Below are 23401 nucleotides of genomic sequence, written 5' to 3'. Positions count from 1 at the left end.
CTACTTCACGCTCGGAAAGCTGAACTCTGCGCCGCCCTTGATGCCGGCGGGCCAGCGGGTGGTGACGGTTTTGAGCCGCGTATAGAAATGGATGCCTTCGGGTCCGTAGATCGAGTGATCGCCGAACAGGCTGCGCTTCCAGCCGCCGAAGGAGTGGTATGCCACCGGCACCGGGATGGGCACATTGATGCCCACCATGCCCACTTCGATCTTGTCGGCAAATTCGCGCGCCGCATCGCCGTCGCGGGTGAAGATCGCCGTGCCATTGGCATATTCGTGCCCATGGATCAGATCGACAGCGTCCTTGAAGCTGTCGCGGCGGACCACCGACAGCACCGGCCCGAAAATCTCTTCCCTGTAGATCTTCATTTCCGGCTCGACGTGGTCGAACAGCGTGCCGCCGACATAGTAGCCGTTCTCATAGCCCTGCAGCGAAAAGCCCCTTCCGTCGACCACGAGGTCAGCGCCCTGTTCGACGCCGCTATCGATATAGCCGAGGATCTTGTCGCGGTGCACCTTGGTCACCACCGGGCCCATTTCTGCGTCCTTGTCGGTGGCCGGGCCGATCTTCAGCGATTCAACGCGCGGCTTGAGCTTGGCGACCAGCGCGTCGCCGGTCTCCTTGCCCACCGGCACGGCCACGGAAATGGCCATGCACCGTTCGCCGGCCGAGCCGTAGCCGGCGCCCATCAGCGCATCGGCCGCCTGGTCGAGATCGGCATCGGGCATGATGATCATGTGGTTCTTCGCGCCGCCCAGCGCCTGCACGCGCTTACCGGCCTTGGTGCCGCGCTGATAGACATATTCGGCGATGGGCGTGGAGCCGACGAAGGAGACGGCCTTGATGTCCGGATGGTCGAGAATACCGTCGACCATTTCCTTGTCGCCATGCACCACATTGAGAATGCCCTCGGGGAGCCCGGCTTCCATGAACAGGTTCCAGGCCAGCATGGGCGCAGACGGATCGCGTTCGGAGGGCTTGAGGATGAAGGCATTGCCGCAGGCAATGGCGGCCGGATACATCCACATCGGCACCATGGCCGGGAAGTTGAACGGGGTGATCCCCGCAACCACGCCCAGCGGCTGGCGATCCGAATAGCTGTCGATGTTCGGCCCGACATTGCGGGAGAATTCGCCCTTCAAAAGGTGCGGAATCCCGCAGGCGAAATCCACGCAGTCGATGCCGCGCGCAACCTCGCCCAGGGCATCGTCATGGACCTTGCCGTGTTCCTTGGAAATCTCGCGCGCCAGGTCGTCGGCATATTGATCGAGCAGCGCCTTGAACTTGAACATGACGCGGGCGCGCTTCATCGGCGGCGTCGCACCCCAGGCGACCTGCGCCTTGACCGCATTGGCGACGGCGGCGTTCAGCTCGTCCGGGGTCGAGAGCGGCAATTCGGCGCTCTGTTCACCCGTGGCCGGGTTGAACACCGGCACGCGCCGCGTCGAGGCCGAAACATAGCGTTTGCCGCCCACGGCATTTTCGATGATCTGCATCAGTCGATACTCCTCAGCGCCGCGCGGACGCCATCGATCAGTTCGGCGATCTGGCTTTCGGAAATGATCAGCGGCGGGCTCATGGCGATGATGTCGCCGGTGGTGCGGATCAGGAAGCCGTGCTCATAGGCATGGAGGAAAGCCGAGAAAGCCCGCTTGGTCGGCTGGCCGGCAATCGGCTCGAGCTCGATGGCGCCGACCAGGCCGATATTGCGGATATCGATGACATGCGGCTCGCCCTTGAGCGAATGCAGCCCGTCTTCCCAGGCCTTGGCCAGCTCGGCCCCGCGCGTCAGCAGGCCCTCGTCCTTATAGGTTTCGAGCGTGGCGAGGCCCGCAGCCGAGGCCACCGGATTGCCCGAATAGGTATAGCCGTGGAAAAACTCGATCATGTGTTCCGGCCCGCCCATGAAGGCATCATGGATGGCCTTGGAGACCATGACTGCGCCCATGGGGATCACCCCGTTGGTGAGGCCCTTGGCGGTCACCATGATATCGGGCGTGACCCCGAAATAGTCGGCGGCAAAGGGCGTACCCAGGCGCCCGAAGCCGGTGATCACCTCGTCGAAGATCAGCAAAATGCCGTGCTTCTGGGTGATCTCGCGCAGGCGCTTGAGATAGCCCGGCGGGGGAATGAGCACGCCGGTCGATCCGGCCACCGGCTCGACGATGACGGCCGCAATGGTCGAGGCGTCATGCAGGGTGACGATGCGTTCGAGTTCATCGGCCAGGTCCAGGCCATGTTCCGGCTCGCCGCGCGAAAAGGCGTTCTTGCCGAGATTATGGGTATGCGGCAGGTGGTCGACGCCCGTCAGCAGCGTGCCGAACATCTTGCGGTTGGTGACGATGCCGCCCACCGAAATGCCGCCGAAATTGACGCCGTGATAGCCGCGCTCGCGGCCGATGAGACGGGTGCGCGAGCCTTCGCCCTTCACCTTCTGATAGGCCAGGGCCACCTTGAGCGCGGTTTCCACCGATTCCGAACCCGAATTGGTGAACAGCACATGATCGAGCCCCTCGGGCGCGATGTCGACCAGCCGGTTGGCCAGCTCGAAGGCCTTGGGGTGCCCCATCTGGAAGGCCGGCGCATAGTCGAGTTCGGCCGCCTGCCTGGCGATGGCCTCAACGATTTTCGGCCGCGCATGGCCGGCATTGACGCACCACAGGCCCGCCGTGCCATCGAGCACCTGGCGGCCGTCCGAGGTGGTGTAGTGCATGTCCTTGGCCCCCACGAACATGCGCGGGGATTTCTTGAATTGCCGGTTTGCCGTGAAGGGCATCCAGAAGGCGCTGAGATCGTTCGGCGCAACGGTGGATGAGGTGGACACGAAACTCTCGCTCCCAATGATTTTGCTCAGGTCATATTTTTGGGCCTTGACGTTGGCGCCCGAACCCAAGAAATTTTGACCAGTTGGAAAAATGTTAGCATCCCTACACATTCCCGCAAGGCGAAAATGGCAGCGCGAAAAGTCAAACCGGCCGACCCTGCAGGCACCCCCGTCCGGCGGCAGCACAAGGCCGATGTCAAGGCCGCATCCAGCCATGGAACGGCGCGCCCGCGGCCGCTGACCCGCATCCAGAAGGAAAAGCAGGACATCATCCTCGAGGCGGCGCTGGCGGTCTTTTCAGTGCACGGCTTCCGGGGGGCGACCATCGATCAGATCGCCGAGGTCGCCGGCATGAGCAAGCCGAACCTGCTCTATTACTTCCCCAAGAAGGAAGAGATTCACCGCCGGCTGATCGGCACCCTGCTCGACACCTGGCTGGCGCCGCTGCGCGACATGGACGAAGACGGCGACCCCTTTACCGAAATCCGCTCCTATATCCGCCGCAAGCTGGAAATGGCGCGCGACTTTCCGCGCGAAAGCCGCCTCTTTGCCAATGAAATGCTGCGCGGCGCCGAGCATGTCATCGACATGATCGAGGTCGATCTCAAGACCCTGGTCGATGAAAAGGCCAAGGTGCTGCTGGCCTGGATGGACCAGGGCAAGCTGGGCCGCGCCGATCCCTATCACCTGATCTTTTCGATCTGGGCCACCACCCAGCACTATGCCGATTTCGACGTGCAGGTGCGCGCCGTCCTCGGCAAGGGCCGCAATGGCGAAGGCCGCTTCGAAGACGCCGCACGTTATCTCGAACACCTGTTCATGCACGGCCTGACCCCCCGCCCCAGGCCCGACTACAAGCCGCTGACACCGGGCAAGTAGGGCGGGAGGGCATTGCTTCGGCCGACAGACTGGGCGAGGCGTAGCGACTTCATGCGCTGCAGGCCCCCCAGCGTGGACTTGCACCGGGTAGAACTGGATTGGGGTGGGTAGCGGACTTTCGGCTTTTTGGGCGACTGCATCGGCATCGCGGACACGCATCTCTACTGTTGCAGACGCCTTATTGCACAGGAAATAGATGGCAGAGCTGTAAATCCGTCCCGTGATCGCTCCGGGTTCGGGCTATCTGTCTCACCCGATTTAGAGCAGTCCAGAAGTGCGGTCAGGATTGGGAGTCGGACCGATCGAGGCGGCGCGCTCTGGTACCCCACGTCCTTGGGTACAGGGAAGCCAACGAAGTAGTCCATCGCAACCGAAAGACAGTTCGATAGGCTCGTTTGGGGAACACGGTCGAGGTCAATGAATACAGCTGACTGAGCAGCCCAGGTTTCCCGATCTGTGCTGACGGCAAAGGCACAAGGATCGACGGTGAAGTCCAGTTTTACAAGATAATCGCGATAGTTCGCTCCGATATGGGTGCGTCGCTCAAATTCTTCGATATGGTCTTCGAGCCGACGATAAAAATTGAATGACACCAAAGGGAACACCCCGTACTCCTTAAACTCCAGTCTTCCCCCAAGATCGGCATTGAACCCTCGAACGGCTTGCGCGAACTCCTCGGGACGCTCTCCGATCACCTCAAAAAATAGCGTACGGTTAGGCCTGACGTATATGTTGGTCGCCGAGCCTAACCCACCCAAAAACGCTACAGCGCTTTCGTTTGCGATCTGTGCCGAAGAACTGCTCGAAAAGTTTGGCGCTGCGTCTTCCGCACTAGCAAATGAATACAGATGTAGACCCCCATACAGGAGCAAGCACAGCCAGACTTTGATCGAAGGGTGATTGTTCAAGCGTCACTCCTAGACTGGATTGCACGACATAACGTTGTCGATTGTCGCACCCAAGAGCAAGTCCCCTTCTGTCTTAAGCCTCTCGCTCCAGCGAAATTGGCTGGCGATGATGACGAATGGCAGGTTTTGGGACATGGCTTGGCTAACGTGATTGTCTGAAATGGGGTCGACCTCAGCCTCTAGTTTGCCCCATTGCTCACACTCCACCGGGTCACCCCGGCGAAGGCCGGGGTCCATGTCCGGGTCTATCTACGAACACTGGTGCCGCAGGCATGATCGCGCATGGATTCCGGCTTCCGCTGGAATGACGCGGTGGATTGCTGTGGGATTGCGGTAGATATCGCCGCACCCACCGGGCGTCACCCTCGGCCTTGAGCCGAGGGCTCTATACTTGAGGGCCCGAAAGCACCACCAATCCGCGGCAGGTTCGCCTATCGCGCGATCCACGGCAACAACGCCAAGTGAAAACCCTCGGGTCCGCGGTTCAAACCCGAGGATGCTCGAGGGTGACGGCCGGTGGTGTTGCATGCTGGTCTCTGGGTAACGCGCAGCACGTCGAAACCATCTCAGCGACATGCCTCAGACAACCACCCCGCTCGCCCTGCCACCCGCACCGGCCTCAACGCTCGCCACCCTCCGCCATTGCCGCGACCAGCCGGTCCAGCGTCATGCTCCAGCCGTCATGCATGCCGCTGTCGAGCCATTTGCGGGCCTCGGTTTCGGACATGTCATCGGGCAGTTCCACGGCAAAATCCATGTGCGTGCCGCCCCCCTGGGGCGAGAGCGCAATCCTGATGCTTGGCCCGGCACCCGGATTGTCCGGGTCGAGGCGCGGCCAGCCATCCACGGCGCCCCAGGCCAGCACCAGCAGGCGCGGCGCCTTAATTTCCAGATATTGCCCGCCGGTGACATAGCGATGGTCGGCATTGACGATCATTTCCTGGCGCCAATAGCCGCCCACCCGCAGGTCGACCGTGGTCGGCAGGTCCGGGCGATGCCCGGGATTGAAGAACCAATTGAGCTTGTCCGGCTGGGTGAAGGCGTCAAACACCTTCTCGACCGGGACGGAAAAATGCCGGGTGATGGTGAAGCCATGGCGGGTCATGATTGGTCTCCCTTGGGGCTGGCCTCGGCGCGCAACTGGGCGTCGAGCCGGTCGAAACGGCTTTCGAAATACCGCCGGTAGTCCGCAAGCCAGTCGTCGGCCAGGGCAAGCGCATCCGGCGCCAGCCGGCAGAAGCGCGCCTGCGCGGCCTTCTCCTTTTCCACTAGCCCGGCATCGGCCAGCACCTTGATGTGGCGCGACACTGTCGGCAGCGTCATGGCAAAGGGCTCGGCAAGCTGATTGATGCTGGCAGGCCCATCGAGCAGGCGCGCCAGGATAGCGCGCCGGGTCGGGTCCGCCAGGGCCGAGAACGTCGTCGTAAGCCGATCCATCTCCAGTCTCCCGTTTCATATTTGCGTTCATGCGTAAATACGCAACTAAAGTGTGATCTGTCAAGCCTGCACCGCTCCTTAACCCGGCGCATAGGAGAGTGCGGTCCCTGTCGCGACACTGGATGAAGCCGTGCCATCCATATCGAGCACACTGACCCGCAAGGACTGGCTGTGGCTGGCCGCGCTCTGGAGCGTGGCGGCCCTGACCCTGGTGCTGCGTGGCCAGGTCGGCGCCGGTCCCGTACCGCTGTTCGCCGATACCGACGATGCCATGCGCATGGTTGTCGCCCGCGACCTGCTGGGCGGCCAGGGCTGGTACGATCTGGTGCAGCACCGGCTCAACACCCCGTTCGGCGCCGAAATTCACTGGTCCCGGCTCATCGACCTGCCCCTGGCGGGGCTGCTGGCCCTGGGCCAGGTGTTTGGTGGGCCGGAATTTGCCATCGGCTTTGCCGCAACGGTCTGGCCGCTGCTGCTTCTGGCCCTGCTGCTGTGGCTGAGTGCCGGGGCAACCCTGGCGCTGGTCGGGCGCGACGGCCTGCTTCCCGCCCTTGCCTTGCCCATTCTCAGTCCGGCAGTCCTCGCCGAATTTACCCCCGGCCGGGTCGATCACCACGGCGTCGTCATCCTTCTGGCGCTGGCCTGCCTCTGGGCCACCATAGCGGCGCTGCGCCGTCCGGGCGCGGCATGGCTGGCCGGCGCCCTTGCGGCCACCGCCCTCGCCATCGCCATTGAATCGGTGCCCATGGTTGCGGCCGCCATCGTGGCCTTCGGGCTGGTCTATGTCGCCGATGCCCGCTACCGCGCCAATCTCATGGCTTTCGGTCTGGCTCTGGCTCTCGGCACCCTCTTCCACCTGATGCTCGCCCGTCCGCCCTGGCTGTGGCTGGACGCGGCCTGCGACATGATTTCCCCGGTCTTCGTGCTGGCCATGGCCGGTGTCGGGGGCGCCTATGTGGTTGTCGCTGTCCTGCCGGCCCCGCACCGCGCCTGGCAGCGTCTGGCGCTCTTGGCGACCCTTGGCACTGCCGTGCTGGCCGTCCTGGTCCTCGTTTATCCGCAATGCCTGGGCGGGCCCTATGCCGGGCTAGATCCATGGCTGCGCGAAAACTGGCTCGATATCATCGTCGAAGCCCGGCCCTGGCATGAAACCCTGCCCGATCTGCCGGCCTATGCCATTGCTGTCGCCCTGCCGCTGGTGCTGGCGCTGTGCGCCGTAATTCTGGCCATGCGGCGTGAACCCGAAAACCGGCTGGGCTGGCTGGTGCTGCTCGTCTTCCTGGTTCTTGTCAGCCTCGTCATGCTGACCCAGGTCCGCGCCGCCCGCATTGCCCTGCCGCTGGCGGTTCCGGCCGCCGCCTGGCTGATCGTCCGCGCGCGCGCCGCCTATCTCGCCCGCAAACGTTTGGGGGCGGGACTGGTGCTGATCGGCAGCTGGCTCCTGGTCTCCGGCGTGGTCATCTCCATCGCCGTCAACCTCGTCATGGCAGCCCTGCCCTCGGGCCGGGCGCAGTTCGCCTCCCAGACCCGCGCCAGTAAACTCCCCTGCCTTACGAGCGAGGCCTTCGACACCCTGCGCAGTCTCCCACCCGGCCGGGCCATGAGCCCCATCGATCTGGGGTCCCATGTCCTGCTCGAAACAGGGCATGCCGTGGTCGCCGCGCCCTATCACCGCAACCAGGCCGGGGTGCGCGATGCCTTCCGCTTCTTCAATCTTCCCGCCGACACGGCGCGAACCATTGCCAAGGAGCGGGGTCTCGACCTCGTGGTGACTTGCCCTGCCATGCCCGAGATGCGCGGCAGCGGCCTCAAGACGGAAGGCAGCCTGCTCAACCTGCTTGCGGCCGGCACGCCACCCGACTGGCTGGAGCCGGTCCCCGACCCCGGACCGCTCGAGATTTACACAATCGCGCCCTGATCGGCACCTTATCGCAGCGGGTGCGCGGCAAAAGCGAGCAGTGTGTTAACCAATTGGGGCACGTGTTGACGCGTTCGCGCCCCTTCGGGCGGTCAGCCGGCAGCCACGCCCAGCCCGATCGGGCAGCTCACGCCCGTCCCCGCCAGGCCGCAATAGCCGTTGGGATTCTTGGCCAGATATTGCTGGTGATAGGTCTCGGCATAATAGAACGGACCCGCCGCCCCGATCTCGGTAGTGATCGGCCCGAGACCGCGCTTGGCCAGGGCGGCTTGGTACGCAGCCCGGCTTTTCTCAACGATTTCAGCCTGTTGCGACGTCGTCGTATAGATCGCCGAGCGGTATTGCGTGCCCACATCATTGCCCTGGCGCATGCCCTGGGTCGGATCATGCTCCTCCCAGAAGCGCTTGAGCAAGGTGTCCAGCGCAGTGATTTTGGGGTCATAGACCACCTGGACCGCCTCGGTATGCCCGGTCATGCCGGAGCACACCTCCTCATAGGTCGGGTTCGGCGTCGTCCCACCCTGGTAACCCACCGCCGTCACCACCACACCCGGCAATGTCCAGAACAGGCGCTCGGCACCCCAGAAGCATCCGAGGCCAAAATAGATCGTTTCAAGACCCTCGGCATGGGGGCCTTTGAGCGGTGCGCCATTGACGAAGTGATTGGGCGCAATGGACATTTCTGCCTGGCGGCCAGGCAGGGCATCGGCAGCGGAGGGCAGGGTCAGTGGCTTCTGGCGGAAGAACATGATGGAACTCCTTTACCCCTATATACGCATTGGCGGGCCGAAAGTTACCGGCTCAGATCTGCTCCTGCCGCAAGAATCGCTCGCGCCGGGGCCGGCGGCCCATCAGCGCAAACACGATGCCGGGCACGCCCAGCACCGCAAATACCGGATAGGTCAAGAGGGTGCGCAACACACCATCCAGCAGGGCAGCAAAGAACCGGCTGTCGAGAAATTCGCTGACGCCAGCCAGGCTTGGTGCGTGCAGATTGGTCCAGGCCTGTTCGAGACTGGTCAGCACCAGGCTATTGGAGGCCAGGGCCCTGGTGCCGTCCACCACGAGGTAGATCAGCGCCAGCCCGATAAGCCAGGTTCCAATGATCCGAAACAGCAGCCGCATAGCCTATTCCCATCCGCTTCGGCGCCACGCCGCGCATGATCGTCATTTTCGCACAGGGGCGCGGGGCAAAACAAGTTGCGGAAGCCTTCGATAAAACAATGTGACCACAGCGTCATCCGCCCTTGCGCCGGAAACGATCATGGGTATATTGCGCCACGCTCGCACCGGCCCCACATGGCCGCATCCCGGACCTTCCAGACCGGGACCTGCGCGATGCGGAGAGATGGCCGAGTGGTCGAAGGCGCACGCCTGGAAAGTGTGTAGGCGGGGAACCGTCTCGAGGGTTCGAATCCCTCTCTCTCCGCCAGCCCCCAACCTGCTGATTTCATTCTGTTAATGCGACAGCGCCACAGGCTCGCCGACCTGCGGTTACGCTGGCGGAAGGTGATGTGCCGGATTGCGAAGGCTCGGTGCTGCGGGCGGCTGGTTGCGGCTACCGGGACTGCCGGCGATGGGGAATGCAGATCGGCCGGTTGTGCACCGGATCGGTGATGATTTCCGCATTGACGTCGAAAACCTCGGCAATGAGGTCGGCGCGCATCATCACTTCGGGGGCGCCACGTTCGCGGACCCGCCCGTCCGCGACGAAGACCAGTTGATCGGCGTAGCGCGCAGCCAAATTGAGGTCGTGCAGCACGAGCACGATCGTCCGTCCCTTTTCCCGGTTGAGCTGGGTGACCAGTTCAAGGCAATCGAGCTGATGGGCCATGTCGAGATGGTTCACCGGCTCGTCGAGGCAGATCGTGTCGGTTTCCTGCGCGAGCACCATGGCGATCCAGGCGCGCTGCAATTGCCCGCCGGACAGCGATCCGATGCGGCGGTGCCGCATGGTATCGACTCCCGTACCCGCCATGGCGGCGGCGACGGCGGCATCGTCACCCGGGCTCCAGGGTTGCAGCATGGCCTGGTGCGGATAGCGCCCCAGCCGCACCAGCTCTTCCACCGTCATGTCCTGGGGCGCGCTCGGGCTTTGCACCAAAAGGCCGATCCGGCGGCCCAGCGCCTTGCCGTTGAGCCTGGAAATATCCTCGGCATCGAGCAGAACCTGCCCCGATTGGGGCGCATGCAGACGCCGGATGGCCCGCAAAAGCGTCGACTTTCCGCAGCCATTGGGACCGGCCAGAACCGTGATCTGTCCCTTGGGGATCGGCAGGCTCAACGCATCCAGGATCACGTCTGCGCCGTAGGACAGGGTCAGCGCCTTGACCTCGATGCGGCTTGAAAGCTGGTCATCCATTGGTCTTGTCCTTGCGCATGAGCAGGAAGAGGAAATAGGGCGCGCCGATGACCGCGGTGACGGTACCAGCCGGCACTTCGAGCGGCGCGAAGGCCACGCGGATGAGCAGGTCCGCACCCACCAGTATGATTGCGCCCAACAGGATTGAAACCACAATACCTGCGAACCGCGCACGACCCACGAGCAGGCGCGCCAGATGGGGCGCCATGAGCCCGATAAAGCTCACCCCACCGGCAAAGGAAACGGCGCCCGCTGTCAGCAGCGCCGCGAGAAAAAAGATGAAGATGCGATAGACAGGCAGGTTGAGACCGATGCTGCGCGAAGAGGTGTCGTCGAGATCAGCCGGCGGCAGATGCCGCGCCGCAAGGGCAGCAACCAAACCCACAGGGATCAGTACGGCCAACATGAGCTGGATTTCGGTCCAGTTGATGGTGTTGACAGCTCCGGCCAGCCAGCGGGCGGCTTGCGAAGCCTGGTAGATCGGGCCGATCAGCATGAATATGGTGGTCAGCGCCTTGCAGACGGCAGCAACCGCAATGCCGAAGAGCAGCAGGCGCACCGCCGATGACGCCTGGCGCCCGGAGAGCAGGAAGACGAGGCTGATGGCGGTCATGGCGCCAATCGCCGCGGCAAGGGGTTGCCAGGCGACCGGGACCATCAGCGAATTGCTTTCGTTCGAAAACACCGCCATGAACAGCACGACGCCCAGCGCCGCGCCATCGACGACACCCAGCACGCCGGGCGAAGCGAGCTCGTTGCGCGTGATGCGCTGCAGCAGATAGCCGGCAAAGGCGATGGCGCCACCGGCCAGCGCCGCTGCCAGGACCCGCGGCAGGCGCAATTGCAGCACCACCAGCTTTTCGGTCTTTTCACCGCCGCCGAGCAGGACATGAGCGACCGTGTCGAGCGCAATCCAGGTCGATCCAAAGCCGATCCCGGCCAGCGCAAGCAGGACGAAAACAGCCAGGACGAGGATCACGGTTGCCGAGGGACGGGCCAGGCTGGCGCGCGGCTCAAGCGTTGTAGTGGTCATGCCAGCCTCCGCACCAAGAGGGCGAGCAGCGCCACCGCACCCACCACGGCGGTGATGGCACCAACCGGGGCCTCGACCGGATAGATGACGAAGCGCGCCGCGACATCGGCGAGCGTGGCATAGATGGCTCCGCTCAGGGCCGCAGCGGCCAGCTGGTGCCGGTGGCGCAGGCCCACCAGCCGCCGGGCAATATGCGGCACGACTAGGCCGACAAAGGCCACCGGCCCGGCCATCGAAACCGCCGCCCCGGTCAGCAACGACACCGCGAGAAAGGACAGGCCGCGAACGGCCAGCAGCGGCACGCCGAGGCTGGCGGCCGTGGAATCATCGGCCTGCATGGCGTCGAGCGCCACGCTGAGCAGAAAGGCCAGTGCCGCGCCCGCCAGTACCACCGGCAGCCCGTTGAAAAACAGACTGATCGGCCGGTCGACAAAGGCGCCCGAAAGCCAGAACAGCAATTGCTGCAGCTGCGCTTCATTGCTGGTGAGGATGATTTCGACCACGGCATGGGCGAGGCTTGCAAAGGTCACGCCGACAAGCACGATCTTGAGCGGGGAGAGCCCGCCTGCCCCGGCCGCGACGCCGAAAACGACGATGCTGGTGATGAGGGCCCCGAGCGCTGCCGCCATGGAGAGGCCCACGAGGGACTGCACCCCAAACACCACCGTTGCCAGCACCACGGCCAGCGACGCCCCGGCATTGAGGCCCAGCGTATCGGGCGAGGCGATGCGATTGCGCGACAGGGTCTGGACGAGGACGCCGGCCATGCCGAGCGCCGCCCCCGCCAGCGGCGCGATGAGGGCGCGCGGCAGACGGAGGCCGGCAATCACCGTGGCTGTTTCCGATCCATCATGGGCACTGAGCGCCGCCCAGACTTCGGCGAGCGTATAGACCTTGTAGCCCAGGGTAAGGCTCATCAGCATGGCTGCCCCGAGCCCGGCAACCAGCATGCCATAGACCCAGATGCGGCCCATGCCTCGCGAAATGCCGCGATCATAAGTTGGCGCCACCGCAGTCAAGGCCGGTCCTATTGTTGATGTTGACAGTCAGATTAAATTCTGTTGAGAAGCCATCCGATTTCAGAGCCGGATTGTCAAGTTTGTTGCCCGGGCAATCCGCGCGAAAAGTACATCAGGAGCCACCCGTGATCCGGACCGTCATCGCCGCCGCTGCCGTCGCAACCCTGGTTTCGGGCGCAGCTGCCGCCCACGAGATCACCCACGCCATGGGGGTCACCGATGTGCCGGACAATCCGCAAAGGATCGTCGTGCTCACCAATGAAGGGACCGAGGCTTTGCTGGCCGTGGGTGTCGTCCCGGTCGGCGCGGTTGAAAGCTGGAAGGGCAATCCCTGGTACGATTACCTGATGCCCCAGATGGGTGAGGTCACCCTTTTGGGCACGGAGGGCGACCCCAATCTCGAGCTCATCGCCACGCTGGAGCCGGATCTGATCCTGGGGAGCAAGGTGCGCCAGGAGAAAATCTATGAGCAGCTCTCGGCCATTGCACCGACCGTGCTCACCGAAACCCTGGGCGCCGTCTGGCAGGAAAATCTCGCAGTCTATGCCGGTGCCGTCGGCCAGGCCGAAGCCGGGGAGGCAGTCATCGCTGCCTTTGATACCCGCGCTGCCGCCATCCGCACGGCGCTGGGCGAGAAGGCCAGCGATACGGTTTCCCTGGTGCGGATTTCGCCGGCACGGACACGCATGTATTTCAAGGATTCCTTCCCCGGGGTCGTCATTGATGCCGTCGGCCTGGCGCGCCCGGCAACGCAGGACCGGCAGGAATTCGCCGAGGACCTGACCCGCGAGCGCATTCCTGAGCTGGCTGCGGACCGTATCTTCTATTTCTCCCCCGATCCCAACGATGCCGAAGCCGAAGCCAACCTCAGCGACTGGCTGCAGGATCCGCTGTGGCTCGGCCTCGATGCCGTCAAGGCCGGTAGTGCCCAGCGCGTTGATGACGCCATCTGGGTCGCGGCGGGGGGCATATTCGCCGCCAATATCCTGCTCGACGATATCGAGGCTGCCTATGGGCTGGCCTCCACCCGCTAACCGCAATCAGAGGACTCTTCCATGATCCGTCAGATCATTGCCGTCACAACCCTTGCCATGCTGCTTTCGGGCACCGCCATGGCCCGCGAGATCACCCATGCCCTGGGCGTCTCCGACGTTCCCGACAATCCGCAGCGCATCGTGGTGTTGACCAATGAGGGCACCGAAGCTCTGCTCGCCGTCGGGATCACCCCGGTGGGCGCCGTCAAGTCCTGGCTGGGCAACCCCTGGTACGACCACATTGCCGCCGACATGGCCGACGTCACCGTTCTCGGCGAAGAATCCGCGGTCAATCTGGAAGTCCTGGTGTCGCTGGAACCGGACCTGATCCTTGGCACCAAGCAGCGTCACGAAGCCATCTATGAACAGCTGTCCGCCATTGCCCCGACGGTGATTTCCGAAAGGCTGCGCGGTGACTGGAAGGTCAACATGGCGCTTTATACGGACGCGGCCGGCAAGGGCGAAGAGGGCAAGGCCGCTCTCGATGCCTTTGACGTGCGGGTCGGTGCGCTCAGCTCTGCCCTCGGCGCATCGCTGGAAGAGGAAATCTCCATTGCGCGGTTCATGGCCGCCCAGACCCGGATCATGTTCAAGGACAGCTTTTCCGGCCTCATCCTCTCCCAGCTCGGCTTCCATCGTCCTGCCGCTCAGGACAAGGACGAGTTTGCCGAGGAAATCACCAAGGAACGCATTCCCGAATTCGAAGGCGACCGGCTGATCTATTTCACCTATGAAACCGGCAATGGCGAGGCCGACGCGGTGGCAAGCGACTGGCTGGCGGACCCGCTCTGGCAGAACCTGGCAGTGGTCAAGGCCGGCAAGGTCCACGAAGTCTCCGATGCCATCTGGAACACGGCCGGCGGCTATATCGCCGCCAATCTGATGCTCGACGATATCGAGACCATCTACGGGCTCGACAGCACCCGCTAGTCACTGCGGCCGGCCGCCGGGCCGGTCCGTCCACCATTCTGGAACGAGAAAATGCTCAAGCACCAAGCCGCCGCCGGCTTCCTTGTCATCGCCGCGGCCTTTGCCCTGGCCGCCCCGCTCAGCGCCCGCGAAGTGACCCATGCCATGGGTGTCACCGATGTGCCGGACAATCCGCAGCGCATTGTCATGCTGACCAATGAGGGCACCGAGGCCCTGCTCTATCTTGGCGTCACCCCGGTGGGTGCCGTGCAGAGCTGGGACGGCGACCCGTGGTATGATCATATCGCGGCACCCCTGGCCGACACGGTTGCGCTGGGCACCGAACTGGCCGTGAACCTGGAGATCCTGGCGACACTCGAACCGGACCTGATCCTGGGCACCAAGGTCCGGCAGGAAGCGATCTATCCCCAACTGTCCGCCATTGCGCCGACGGTGATGTCGGAAACCATTGGCGGGACCTGGCAGGACAATCTCAAGTTCTACGCCGATGTCATCGGCAAGCCAGCCGAGGGCGAAGCCGCCATTGCCACGCTGGCCGCACGCACCAGCGCCATCCACGATGCCCTGGGAGAAGCCGTCAACGAAGAACTGTCCTTCGTCCGGTTCTCGCCCAATCGCACGCGCATCTACTACAAGAGCAATTTCGGTGGCCTGATCCTCGACCAGATCGGTTTTGCCCGTCCGCCGGCCCAGGACAAGGACGAATTTGCCGAGGAAGTGACCAAGGAGCGCATTCCCGACATGGACGGGGATCGCATCTTCTACTTCTCCAATGACCTCAACAGCGACGAGTCGACCGCCAATCTGAACGACTGGCTGAACGATCCGCTCTGGATCAATCTCGATGGGGTCAAGGCCGGCAAGGCCCAGCGCGTCAGCGAAATCATCTGGAACAGTGCCGGCGGCATCTATGCGGCCCACCTGATGCTCGATGATATCGAGGCCATCTACGGCCTCGAGAGCACCCGCTAGTCGCTGCCAGTCGACCCGCAACTTGCCCGGCCGCGCTCCTGCGTGGCCGGTTTGCTGTTGATCTGCACGAGATCGCTGTGGCACCTATCCGGCATTGTCTGACGAAAGCCAATGCCCTTGACCACCCAGCGTGAAATCGCGCGGCGCGCCAAAACCTCGCTCAAGACCGTCTCGCGCGTCATCAATCGCGATCCGCTGGTGAACGCCCAGACCCGCGCCCGTATCGAGGCCATCATCGCCGAGATCGGCTACGAACCGTCCCAGGCTGCCCGCATGATGCGGTCGCAGCGCAGCAATGTCATCGGCTTCCTGGCCGATGGGGTGGCAACGACGACCTCCTCCATCGATTTGGTGCGGGGGGCGCAGGACGTGGCCTGGGAACGCGGCAAGCAGATGATGCTGTTCAATATCGAGCGGGGCACGCAAAGCGCCGACATGGCCGATAGCCAGTTGGCCGCCTTTCGTGCCGAAGCGATCATCTATGCCACCATCTTCCACCAGGAGGTGGATATCGCCACCACCGGCGTGCCGCACGTCCTGCTCAACTGCTTCGACCGGCGCGGGCGCCACGCGGCGGTTGTGCCCGACGATTATCAACTCGCCTTCGAATTGACCCGCATCATCTATGAACGTGGCTATAAGCGGCCGGTTTTTCTCAACCTGGGCAAGGACATCGTGGCCAGTCGCCTCCGCGGGGAAGGGTTCGTCAATGCGGCCCGGGCGGCGGGCCATGATGCAGCCGGCCAGATGCACACGGCAGTGATCTCGCCCGCCGGGGCCCCTACCGAATTCGCGACGCGCCAAATCCTGTCGGCAGTCATGGCTGGCGGACACCGGCCCGATCTGGTCCTGTGCGGCCAGGACATCATGGCCATGAATGTCTATTTCGAGCTGGCCGAACTGGGGCTGAAAGTCGGCCGCGATATCGCAGTGGCCAGCTTTGACAATTTCAACCCCGTCGCCGGGCTGCTCCAGCCAGGGCTCTCCACCATGGATCTGCCCTATTATGACATGGGGCGGGCCGCCATGACCCTGGCGATTGACGGGCCAGAAGATGGCCAGGTGCTGCGCCTCAAGGGCACGTTTATCGACCGCGATTCCCTCTAATTCACGCGCCGCTTTCCGGATTTGAAGCCCGCTCTGCGTCCGGGGCCGGACGCGTCGGCCCAGGACAGTGGAAGCACCAAACTCGGCATATCCGACCCAACCCTGAAGGCGACAGGTTGACAACGTGAGACAATTCGATCTAGCAATTGTCTCACGTTGTCATAACGTGGCGACGCCACTCTTGGAGGAGACAAGAATGAAGCATGCCCTTTACGCAGGGGTGGCGCTGGCCGCCTGTGCGATGTCCTCACATGCCCTTGCTGGCCAGCTCACCGCATGGGTGATCGATGGCGACAGCGAGAAGCCGTATTTCACCCAGCTCGAAGAAAGCTTCAATGCCGAGTTCGGCGCAGGCGGCGTCACCGTCGATGTCGTGCCGATCCCCAGCTACAACGAAGCCATCCAGGCCGCGACCCTGTCGGGTGACCTGCCCGACGTGATCATGGTCGATGGTCCCAACATGGCCTCCATGGCCTGGACCGGCACCATCCAGCCGATCGGCGCCATGCTGGACCCGGCAATCCTCAACGATCTGCTGCCTGCCGTGCTCGCCCAGGGCACTTATGGTCCGACGGGCGAAGTCTATTTCGTCAGCCCCTACGATTCCGGCACCATCCTGTGGGGCAATCGGGCCATGCTCGAAGAGGCCGGCGTGCGCATCCCGACCTCGGTCGACGACGCCTGGACGCGCGATGAAATGGCCGAAGCACTGAAAAAGCTGGCTGCCCTGCCCCAGGTCGAATGGCCCCTGGACGTCAAGATGAACTATGGCGCCGGGGAGTGGATGACCTATGGTTTCTCTCCCTTTGCCCAGTCCAATGGCGGCGACATCATCGACCGGCAGACCTGGACGGCCGAAGGCACCATCAATTCCGCCGCCAATGTGAACACGCTGACCACCTTCCAGGACTGGAACAAGGCCGGCTACATCGTTCCGGCCAGCGCCGGCGACAACAAGTTCTATGGCGAAAAGACCGCGGCGCTCTCCTGGGTCGGCAACTGGATGTGGCCTGCGCACCGCGAAGGCCTGGGCGACGATCTCGTGCTGATCCCGCCCCCGGCCTTCGGCGATGCCGGACCCATTTCCGCCAATGGCGGCTGGGGCTGGGCCGTGCCCACGGCTTCGACCAATCTTGAGGATATCAAGACCTTCCTCAACTTCGCCATGTCGAGCGACCAGGTCGCCGCCTATGCAGACACCACCGGCTATGTGCCGTCCCGCACCTCGGCCATTCCCATGTCCGAGACCTATGGCGCAGGCGGTGCCGGCGAAATCTTCGCCCATCTGGCCGCCTGCTGTTCGGTGGTGCGGCCGGTGCACCCCGCCTATCCGGTGATCACCAATGCCTGGGCGACGGCTGTCGTCAACGTGCTGTCGGGCGATGTCGATGTGAAGGCCGAACTCGATCGTGCCGCACAGACCATTGACCAGGATATCGCCGATAGCGACGGCTACCCGCCCTTCGGGCAATAGGCCACTTGCGGGCGCGGCGCCTCGCGGCGCGCCCGTTTCACGTCAAGACCGGCACGGCCGGAGGAACTTTCATGCGCATCAGGACCAAGGGGCAGGGCCAGGAACTGGCAATGCTGCTGCCCGCTCTGATCTTCATCACCGCTCTCATCGTCGTGCCATTCCTGCTCTCGGTCTGGTTCTCGTTTACCGACCAGCGGCTCGTGCCGCGGCCCATCCCGACCAAGATCATCGGCACCACCAATTATGAGCGCATGTTTGCCGACCCCCTGTTCTGGCAGGCCATCGGCAATACGGTGCTGTTTGCATTGATCGTCACGCCGGTGCAGCTGGCCATGTCGCTGGGTGCGGCGCTGGTGCTCAATTCGGCCATCCCGTTCCGCGGCTTCTTCCGCTCGGTGGCCATCCTGCCGCTGCTGCTGCCGATGACCGTCATCGTCTCGATCTGGGCGGTGCTGTTCCGCATTCCGTCGGGACCATTCAACGCGATCTATCAGTGGTTTGCCGGTAGCGGAAACTATGTCGACTTCCTGGGCAATCCATCGACGGCCATGCTGGCCATCGTGGCGCTGTCGGCCTGGGCGACCTTCCCATACCAGATGCTGATCTACCTCGCCGGCCTTCAGGACATTCCCCAGGATCTCTACGAGGCCGCACGCCTCGATGGGGCCAAGAGCTGGCAGCGCTTTCGCTACATCACCTGGCCGGGCCTGAGGAACGTCAACATCTTCCTCCTCATCATCACCACGGTTGGCGCGCTCAAGCTCTTCACCCAGGTGGACATCCTGACCAAGGGCGGTCCGAACGGGGCGACCACGACCATCATCCACTATCTGTTCAAACAGGGCTATGCGACCCAGAAGATCGGCTACGCCTCGGCGGTCGCCGTCTTTTTCTTCCTGGCTGTCACCGCCATAGCGCTGTTGCAGCGCCGCGTGCTCAAGAACGAGGGAGAGGCATGATGCGCATTCCCCGCGACGCCATCCTGCCCGCGCTCTTCGCCCTGGTCCTGGCCCTTGGCGTCCTCTTGCCGCTGCTGATGATGGTCACCATCAGCCTCAACCCCAACGAGCAGGACATCATGGTGTCCATGGGCTCGGTCCGCTCGTTCATTCCTCACGCCATCAGCCTGCAAAACTACATCGAGGTCTGGACCGACCCGGTGCATCCCTTCGGGCGCTATCTGGCCAATACCGCCTTCATCACCTTCTCGACCCTGCTGCTGTCGATCCTCTTCAATTCCATGGCGGCTTTCGTTCTGGCGCAGGGTACGCTGCCGATCCGCAAGCCGGTGATGATCCTGATCCTCGCCACCCTGGCCGTGCCGGGCGAAAGCCTGGTCCTGCCGCAATTGATGATGGCTGGCTGGCTCGGACAGGTCGACACCTATCAGGTGCAGATCGTTCCCGGCGTTGCCAATGCAATGTCGATCTTCCTGTTCTACCAGTTCTTTGCGCGCCTTCCCAAGGAGCTGATCGAGGCGGCCCGCATCGATGGCTTCTCCTTCTTCCAGATCTACCGCCACGTTGCCATGCCGCTGTCGAAACCGGTGATTTCGGCGATCGCGGTGCTGCAGTTCCTCGAAATCTGGAATGCCTATCTGTGGCCGGTCATGGTGACGCGCGGCCCCGAATTCCGGCCGCTATCGGTGGCCATGTCGGCCTATTTCGGCACCAACCAGGCCGCCTGGGGCAATATCATGGCCTTCGCCGTGTCCATGGCCGTCCCGGTTGTCCTCTTCTTCCTCATCCTCCAGCGCCAGTTCATCGCCTCGGTGATGTCGTCGGGGGTCAAAGGCTAACCCATGTCTGAAAAATTTCGACCCCAAGTGCATTTCTCGCCGCGCCGTGGCTGGATGAACGACCCCAATGGCATGGTGCGTGTCGACGGCATCTGGCACCTGTTCTTCCAGCACGACCCTGACAGCACCCGCCATGGCCCGATGCATTGGGGCCACGCCACCAGCACCGATCTGGTGCATTGGAGCGAGGCGCCGACCGCCCTCTATCCGGACAAGCTGGGTACCTGCTTTTCCGGTAGCGCCCTCGAAACGGACGCGGGCGGCATCGAGCTCTTCTACACCGCGCACAGCCGCACCGAAGCCGGTGAGGACCATCAGGTGCAATGCCTGGTCCATGCCGACCGGGGCCTCGATGTATTCACCCCCGACCCAACCAATCCGGTGCTGCCCAATCCCGGCTACACGGCCTTTCGCGATCCCAAGGTCATCTGGCATGCGCCGACCAGGCGCTGGATCATGCTCGTCACCGAGGGGCAGCGCGTGGGCTTTTATGGCTCGGACGACCGCCGCACCTGGAGGCACCTGTCGAGCTTTGGGGAGCAGCACGGACGTCACAGCCCCGGCCCCTGGGAATGCCCAGACCTCGTGCCTTTGCAGGCGCCTGGTGGGGAAACGTTCTGGGTGCTGATCGTGGGCCTCAATCCCGGTGGCTATGCACCGGGCTCGGGCACGCAATATTTCGTCGGCCAGTTCGATGGCACCACCTTCCGCAATGCCAATCCACCGGCAACCGAGCTCTGGCTCGACTATGGGCGGGACTACTATGCTGCCCAGACCTTTTTCGAACGTGGCGGCACATGGGCGCCGACGGCCATCGCCTGGGCCAGCAACTGGCTCTACGCCCATCAAACCGACACCGAGGCGTTTCGCGGCGTAATGAGCCTGCCGCGCCAGCTCCGGCTGGTCGAGACAGACGCGGGCCTGCGGGTTGCGGCGAGCGTTCCGTCCGGCGTGCTTGAGGCGGCCTTTTCCACGCCGCAGGACGGTGTCTGGCATCGGAACATGGCGGTCGATCTGCGTCCTGGCGAGGCCTTGCAGCTCACCCTCTTCGGCGAGGAGCGGCCCCATTTCGTCATCGCGCGCCATTCCGCGGGCAGGGCGAGCATCAGGACCATTCGCGCATCCCGGCCCGGCATGGATGGCTTTGAGCATGACTATGCGATCGATATCGGCTGGCCCGCGACCGGCGCCCTCGATGTCAGCCTCCATGTCGATCGGGGGCTGGTGGAATTGAGTGCCGGCCATGGCCTCGTATGGATCACCAACCTGTTCTTCCCGACCCATCCGGAGGCGGACATGGAGCTGACAGTCCGGGAGGGCGCCGATGCCTAGATGGCTCATGCTCCCGATCCTCTGCGCAGGGCTTTCTGCGCCGGCCCTGTCCGCACCGCTCTATTTTGCCGGAGAAACGGTGGGGGTCGGCGACCCCAATCCATACTATGAGGACGGGGTCTATTCGGTTTTCTATCTGCGCAATAGCGGCCGGCATCCCTGGTGGGTCAGTCAGACCTCGAGCCTTGCGCAGTGGTCAGCGCCCCAGGAAGCCATCCCCGCCGGAGATGCCGGCACGCCCGACTACTGGACCGGCAGCGGCAGCGTCATTGCCGATCCGGCGGGCGGATACCGGCTCTACTACACGGGTCACAATCCGGAGGCCCGTCCGAAGGAAGTCACCATGGAAGCGCGCGCGCCCGCGCTCGGCGGCCCTTGGACAAAGGTGCCCGCGGCGACTTTCGCCGGCCTTCCCACCTATGACGAATGGGACTTCCGCGACCCCTATGTGTTCTGGAACGAAGACGAAGCGGCATGGTGGATGCTGCTCACGACGCGCCAGGCGGGCGACGCGGCCATCGGCCTCTACACGTCGGACGATCTCGGCGTCTGGACGCCCGCCGATCCGCTCTACGTTGAGGCTTCCCCTCTCAATCTCGAAGTGCCGGACCTGTTTTCCGAGGGTGATTACTGGTTTCTTCTCTATTCGGATCAGCGCGAGGAAGCCCGTCAGGTCCGCTATCTGACGGCAGCCCAGAGCGGCGGACCCTATGCCTATGGGCCCTATGATGCGCTCGATGGCCGGGCGTTCTACGCCGGAAAGTCGGCGGGCGCGGGCGAGCAGCGCCTGCTGTTCGGCTGGGTGGCCCACAAGAGCTTGCGCAAGGATGCCATGAGCCTGGTATGGGGCGGCGACCTTGTGGTTCACGGCCTGCGGCGAACCGCAGACGGCGCTTGCGGTCAGCCTTCCGGAGGGCCTCGCCACCCAGTTCGACATTACCGGCGCAACGCTGTCCCCCGATCAGGCAGAAATCGGGCATCCGGAAACCGCCATGCGCGTCCGCGCCGACCTTTCGGTGGAGCCGGGAAGCCGGTTTGGCATTGTCTTTAAGGCGGCCAATTCCGGCCGTCTCAGCCAGATCTCCGTCGATACTGCACTTGGTTCGGCGAGCTTCCAGTACAATGGCGAGACCAGCGACGCGCCCCACGTGGCCTTTCCGCCCAGCGTCGACGGCAGTTACACCATCGATCTGGTCATTGACCCCGAACTTGGGCTGGGCGTCGCCTATATCAACGATTTTCGCGCCCTGAGCTTCCGCTATTACCGCGTCGGTGGCGCGACGCTTTCAATGGTTGCCGATACGGGTTTCCGGGCCCTGTCGGGCACCGTTGCCTTCCGCAGCATCGATCAGGCCGAGGAGTAGCCCCATGAGTGATGTCGTCTTTTCTTCGGTGAGCAAGCGCTTTGGCGCGGTCGAGGTCATTCCCGGGATTGACCTGACCATTCCGGACGGCTCGTTCACCGTGCTGGTCGGCCCCTCCGGCTGCGGCAAATCCACCTTGCTGCGCATGATCGCCGGACTCGAGGAGGTGACCGCTGGCACCATCCGGATCGGGGGCGATGACGTCACCACGCGGGATCCGTCGCAGCGGGGCATCGCCATGGTGTTCCAGTCCTATGCCCTCTATCCGCATATGAGCGTCGCCGACAATATCGGCTTCGGGCTCAAGCTCTCCGGCCTGCCAAAGGCCGAGATCGCCCGGCGCGTGTCAGAGGCCGCCGCAACGCTGCAGTTGACCCAGTTGCTCGATCGCAAGCCAAGGCAATTGTCCGGCGGCCAGCGTCAGCGCGTGGCCATCGGCCGCGCCATTGTCCGCAAGCCCAAGGTCTTCCTGTTCGACGAGCCGCTGTCCAATCTCGATGCCGCGCTGCGCGCCCAGATGCGCGTCGAACTGGCCGAGCTTCACAGCCGCATCGGCGCCACCATGGTCTATGTGACCCACGACCAGGTCGAGGCCATGACCATGGCGGACCGCATCGTGGTGCTCAAGGATGGCCATATCGAACAGGCCGGCGCTCCCATGGACCTCTACCGCCGTCCTGCCACTCCGTTCGTCGCCGGCTTCATCGGTTCTCCCAGGATGAATTTCATCAGCGGGACAGAAGCCGGCAAGCTGGGCGCCGATCTCATCGGATTGCGCCCCGAGCATCTGCGCTTGGTGGACGCGGGCGGCTGGGATGCCACGGTCCGGCATGTCGAGCATCTGGGCGGCGAAACGCTGATCTATGCCGATGCCGACGCTGTTGGCGCGCTGACCATCAAGACCGATGGCGATGCGGATGTGCAGGCCGGGCAGGCCATCACGGTCGGCTATGGCCCGGATAATCTGCACCGCTTCAAGGATGGACGCCGGCTGGACACCTGACCGGCC

At 63.6% G+C, this 23401-nt stretch carries 23 protein-coding genes and 1 tRNA gene; 14 read left to right on the top strand and 10 right to left on the bottom strand.

Annotation, left to right across the window (positions count from 1 at the left end; all coding sequences use genetic code 11):
* Both KIT02_RS13710 and KIT02_RS13705 read right to left on the bottom strand, forming a co-directional pair.
* A complete protein-coding gene (locus KIT02_RS13710) occupies nt 1-1497 on the bottom strand; it encodes a CoA-acylating methylmalonate-semialdehyde dehydrogenase (RefSeq protein WP_297578595.1) in 1497 nt (498 codons plus the stop codon).
* The gene (locus tag KIT02_RS13705) at nt 1497-2777 is read right to left on the bottom strand and encodes an aspartate aminotransferase family protein (RefSeq protein ID WP_297585301.1); all 1281 of its coding nucleotides are present in this window, start codon (nt 2775-2777) and stop codon (nt 1497-1499) included. The genes KIT02_RS13710 and KIT02_RS13705 overlap by 1 nt, the downstream gene beginning before the upstream one ends.
* Nucleotides 2778-2951: 174 nt before the next feature.
* Between KIT02_RS13705 and KIT02_RS13700 the strand changes: the two genes are divergently transcribed.
* A complete protein-coding gene (locus tag KIT02_RS13700) occupies nt 2952-3704 on the top strand; it encodes a TetR family transcriptional regulator C-terminal domain-containing protein (RefSeq protein WP_297578593.1) in 753 nt (250 codons plus the stop codon).
* A gap of 161 nt (nt 3705-3865) precedes the next feature.
* Here the strand turns inward: KIT02_RS13700 and KIT02_RS13695 are convergent, their stop codons facing one another.
* From KIT02_RS13695 to KIT02_RS13685, 3 genes are all read right to left on the bottom strand, one after another.
* A complete protein-coding gene (locus tag KIT02_RS13695) occupies nt 3866-4612 on the bottom strand; it encodes a hypothetical protein (protein ID WP_297578591.1) in 747 nt (248 codons plus the stop codon).
* A 619-nt stretch (nt 4613-5231) separates the two neighbouring features.
* The gene (locus KIT02_RS13690; RefSeq protein WP_297578589.1) at nt 5232-5717 is read right to left on the bottom strand and encodes an SRPBCC domain-containing protein; all 486 of its coding nucleotides are present in this window, start codon (nt 5715-5717) and stop codon (nt 5232-5234) included.
* On the bottom strand, nt 5714-6049 hold the full coding sequence (locus KIT02_RS13685) for a metalloregulator ArsR/SmtB family transcription factor (RefSeq protein WP_297578587.1): 336 nt from the start codon (nt 6047-6049) through the stop codon (nt 5714-5716). The genes KIT02_RS13690 and KIT02_RS13685 overlap by 4 nt, the downstream gene beginning before the upstream one ends.
* A 130-nt stretch (nt 6050-6179) precedes the next feature.
* On the opposite strand from KIT02_RS13685, the gene KIT02_RS13680 reads away from it, so the two are divergent.
* Complete coding sequence (locus tag KIT02_RS13680) at nt 6180-7967, top strand: hypothetical protein (RefSeq protein ID WP_297578585.1); 1788 nt, start codon at nt 6180-6182, stop codon at nt 7965-7967.
* Between the two features lie 92 nt (nt 7968-8059).
* Here the strand turns inward: KIT02_RS13680 and msrA are convergent, their stop codons facing one another.
* Nucleotides 8060-8716 (bottom strand): peptide-methionine (S)-S-oxide reductase MsrA, encoded by a 657-nt coding sequence (gene msrA, locus KIT02_RS13675; RefSeq protein WP_297578583.1) that lies wholly within the window; start codon nt 8714-8716, stop codon nt 8060-8062.
* A 52-nt stretch (nt 8717-8768) separates the two neighbouring features.
* On the bottom strand, nt 8769-9092 hold the full coding sequence (locus tag KIT02_RS13670) for a hypothetical protein (RefSeq protein WP_297578581.1): 324 nt from the start codon (nt 9090-9092) through the stop codon (nt 8769-8771).
* 217 nt (nt 9093-9309) lie between these two features.
* Here KIT02_RS13670 and KIT02_RS13665 point away from each other — a divergent pair.
* Nucleotides 9310-9399 (top strand) — tRNA-Ser (locus KIT02_RS13665).
* Nucleotides 9400-9525: 126 nt separating this feature from the next.
* Here the strand turns inward: KIT02_RS13665 and KIT02_RS13660 are convergent.
* The 3 genes from KIT02_RS13660 to KIT02_RS13650 are packed head-to-tail and all read right to left on the bottom strand — an operon-like array spanning nt 9526 to nt 12372.
* Entirely contained in the window at nt 9526-10329 is an 804-nt protein-coding gene (locus KIT02_RS13660; protein ID WP_297578579.1) for an ABC transporter ATP-binding protein, read from the bottom strand.
* Nucleotides 10322-11362, bottom strand: coding sequence for an iron ABC transporter permease (locus KIT02_RS13655; protein WP_297578577.1), 1041 nt, complete (start codon nt 11360-11362; stop codon nt 10322-10324). The genes KIT02_RS13660 and KIT02_RS13655 overlap by 8 nt, the downstream gene beginning before the upstream one ends.
* The gene (locus KIT02_RS13650) at nt 11359-12372 is read right to left on the bottom strand and encodes an iron ABC transporter permease (RefSeq protein ID WP_297585299.1); all 1014 of its coding nucleotides are present in this window, start codon (nt 12370-12372) and stop codon (nt 11359-11361) included. The genes KIT02_RS13655 and KIT02_RS13650 overlap by 4 nt, the downstream gene beginning before the upstream one ends.
* A 134-nt stretch (nt 12373-12506) precedes the next feature.
* Between KIT02_RS13650 and KIT02_RS13645 the strand changes: the two genes are divergently transcribed.
* The 11 genes from KIT02_RS13645 to ugpC all read left to right on the top strand — a co-directional run bounded on the left by KIT02_RS13645 (nt 12507) and on the right by ugpC (nt 23395).
* Complete coding sequence (locus KIT02_RS13645; protein ID WP_297578575.1) at nt 12507-13415, top strand: iron-siderophore ABC transporter substrate-binding protein; 909 nt, start codon at nt 12507-12509, stop codon at nt 13413-13415.
* Nucleotides 13416-13436: 21 nt separating this feature from the next.
* On the top strand, nt 13437-14345 hold the full coding sequence (locus KIT02_RS13640) for an iron-siderophore ABC transporter substrate-binding protein (RefSeq protein WP_297578573.1): 909 nt from the start codon (nt 13437-13439) through the stop codon (nt 14343-14345).
* Between the two features lie 51 nt (nt 14346-14396).
* Nucleotides 14397-15317 (top strand): iron-siderophore ABC transporter substrate-binding protein, encoded by a 921-nt coding sequence (locus KIT02_RS13635; RefSeq protein ID WP_297578571.1) that lies wholly within the window; start codon nt 14397-14399, stop codon nt 15315-15317.
* Nucleotides 15318-15428: 111 nt separating this feature from the next.
* On the top strand, nt 15429-16424 hold the full coding sequence (locus KIT02_RS13630; protein ID WP_297578570.1) for a LacI family DNA-binding transcriptional regulator: 996 nt from the start codon (nt 15429-15431) through the stop codon (nt 16422-16424).
* 196 nt (nt 16425-16620) lie between these two features.
* Nucleotides 16621-17898 (top strand): extracellular solute-binding protein, encoded by a 1278-nt coding sequence (locus KIT02_RS13625; protein WP_297578568.1) that lies wholly within the window; start codon nt 16621-16623, stop codon nt 17896-17898.
* A 71-nt stretch (nt 17899-17969) separates the two neighbouring features.
* Entirely contained in the window at nt 17970-18857 is an 888-nt protein-coding gene (locus KIT02_RS13620; RefSeq protein ID WP_297578566.1) for a sugar ABC transporter permease, read from the top strand.
* Nucleotides 18854-19696 carry a carbohydrate ABC transporter permease gene (locus tag KIT02_RS13615; RefSeq protein ID WP_297578564.1) on the top strand — a complete coding sequence of 281 codons (843 nt, stop codon included), beginning with the start codon at nt 18854-18856 and terminating at the stop codon, nt 19694-19696. The genes KIT02_RS13620 and KIT02_RS13615 overlap by 4 nt, the downstream gene beginning before the upstream one ends.
* Nucleotides 19697-19699: 3 nt before the next feature.
* Nucleotides 19700-21028 carry a glycoside hydrolase family 32 protein gene (locus KIT02_RS13610; RefSeq protein ID WP_297578562.1) on the top strand — a complete coding sequence of 443 codons (1329 nt, stop codon included), beginning with the start codon at nt 19700-19702 and terminating at the stop codon, nt 21026-21028.
* Nucleotides 21021-22079, top strand: a complete 1059-nt coding sequence (locus KIT02_RS13605) for a hypothetical protein (RefSeq protein ID WP_297578560.1) — start codon at nt 21021-21023, stop codon at nt 22077-22079. The genes KIT02_RS13610 and KIT02_RS13605 overlap by 8 nt, the downstream gene beginning before the upstream one ends.
* Nucleotides 22021-22392 carry a hypothetical protein gene (locus KIT02_RS13600; RefSeq protein ID WP_297578558.1) on the top strand — a complete coding sequence of 124 codons (372 nt, stop codon included), beginning with the start codon at nt 22021-22023 and terminating at the stop codon, nt 22390-22392. Before KIT02_RS13605 ends, KIT02_RS13600 begins: the two co-directional genes overlap by 59 nt.
* A gap of 4 nt (nt 22393-22396) precedes the next feature.
* On the top strand, nt 22397-23395 hold the full coding sequence (ugpC, locus tag KIT02_RS13595; RefSeq protein ID WP_297578556.1) for a sn-glycerol-3-phosphate ABC transporter ATP-binding protein UgpC: 999 nt from the start codon (nt 22397-22399) through the stop codon (nt 23393-23395).
* Nucleotides 23396-23401: the final 6 nt, after the last annotated feature.

This window comes from Devosia sp. (genome assembly GCF_025809055.1).
Lineage (GTDB): Bacteria > Pseudomonadota > Alphaproteobacteria > Rhizobiales > Devosiaceae > Devosia.
The sequence above is the reverse complement of the archived record's forward strand: the minus strand, read 5'-3'. Positions and strand labels throughout refer to the sequence as shown.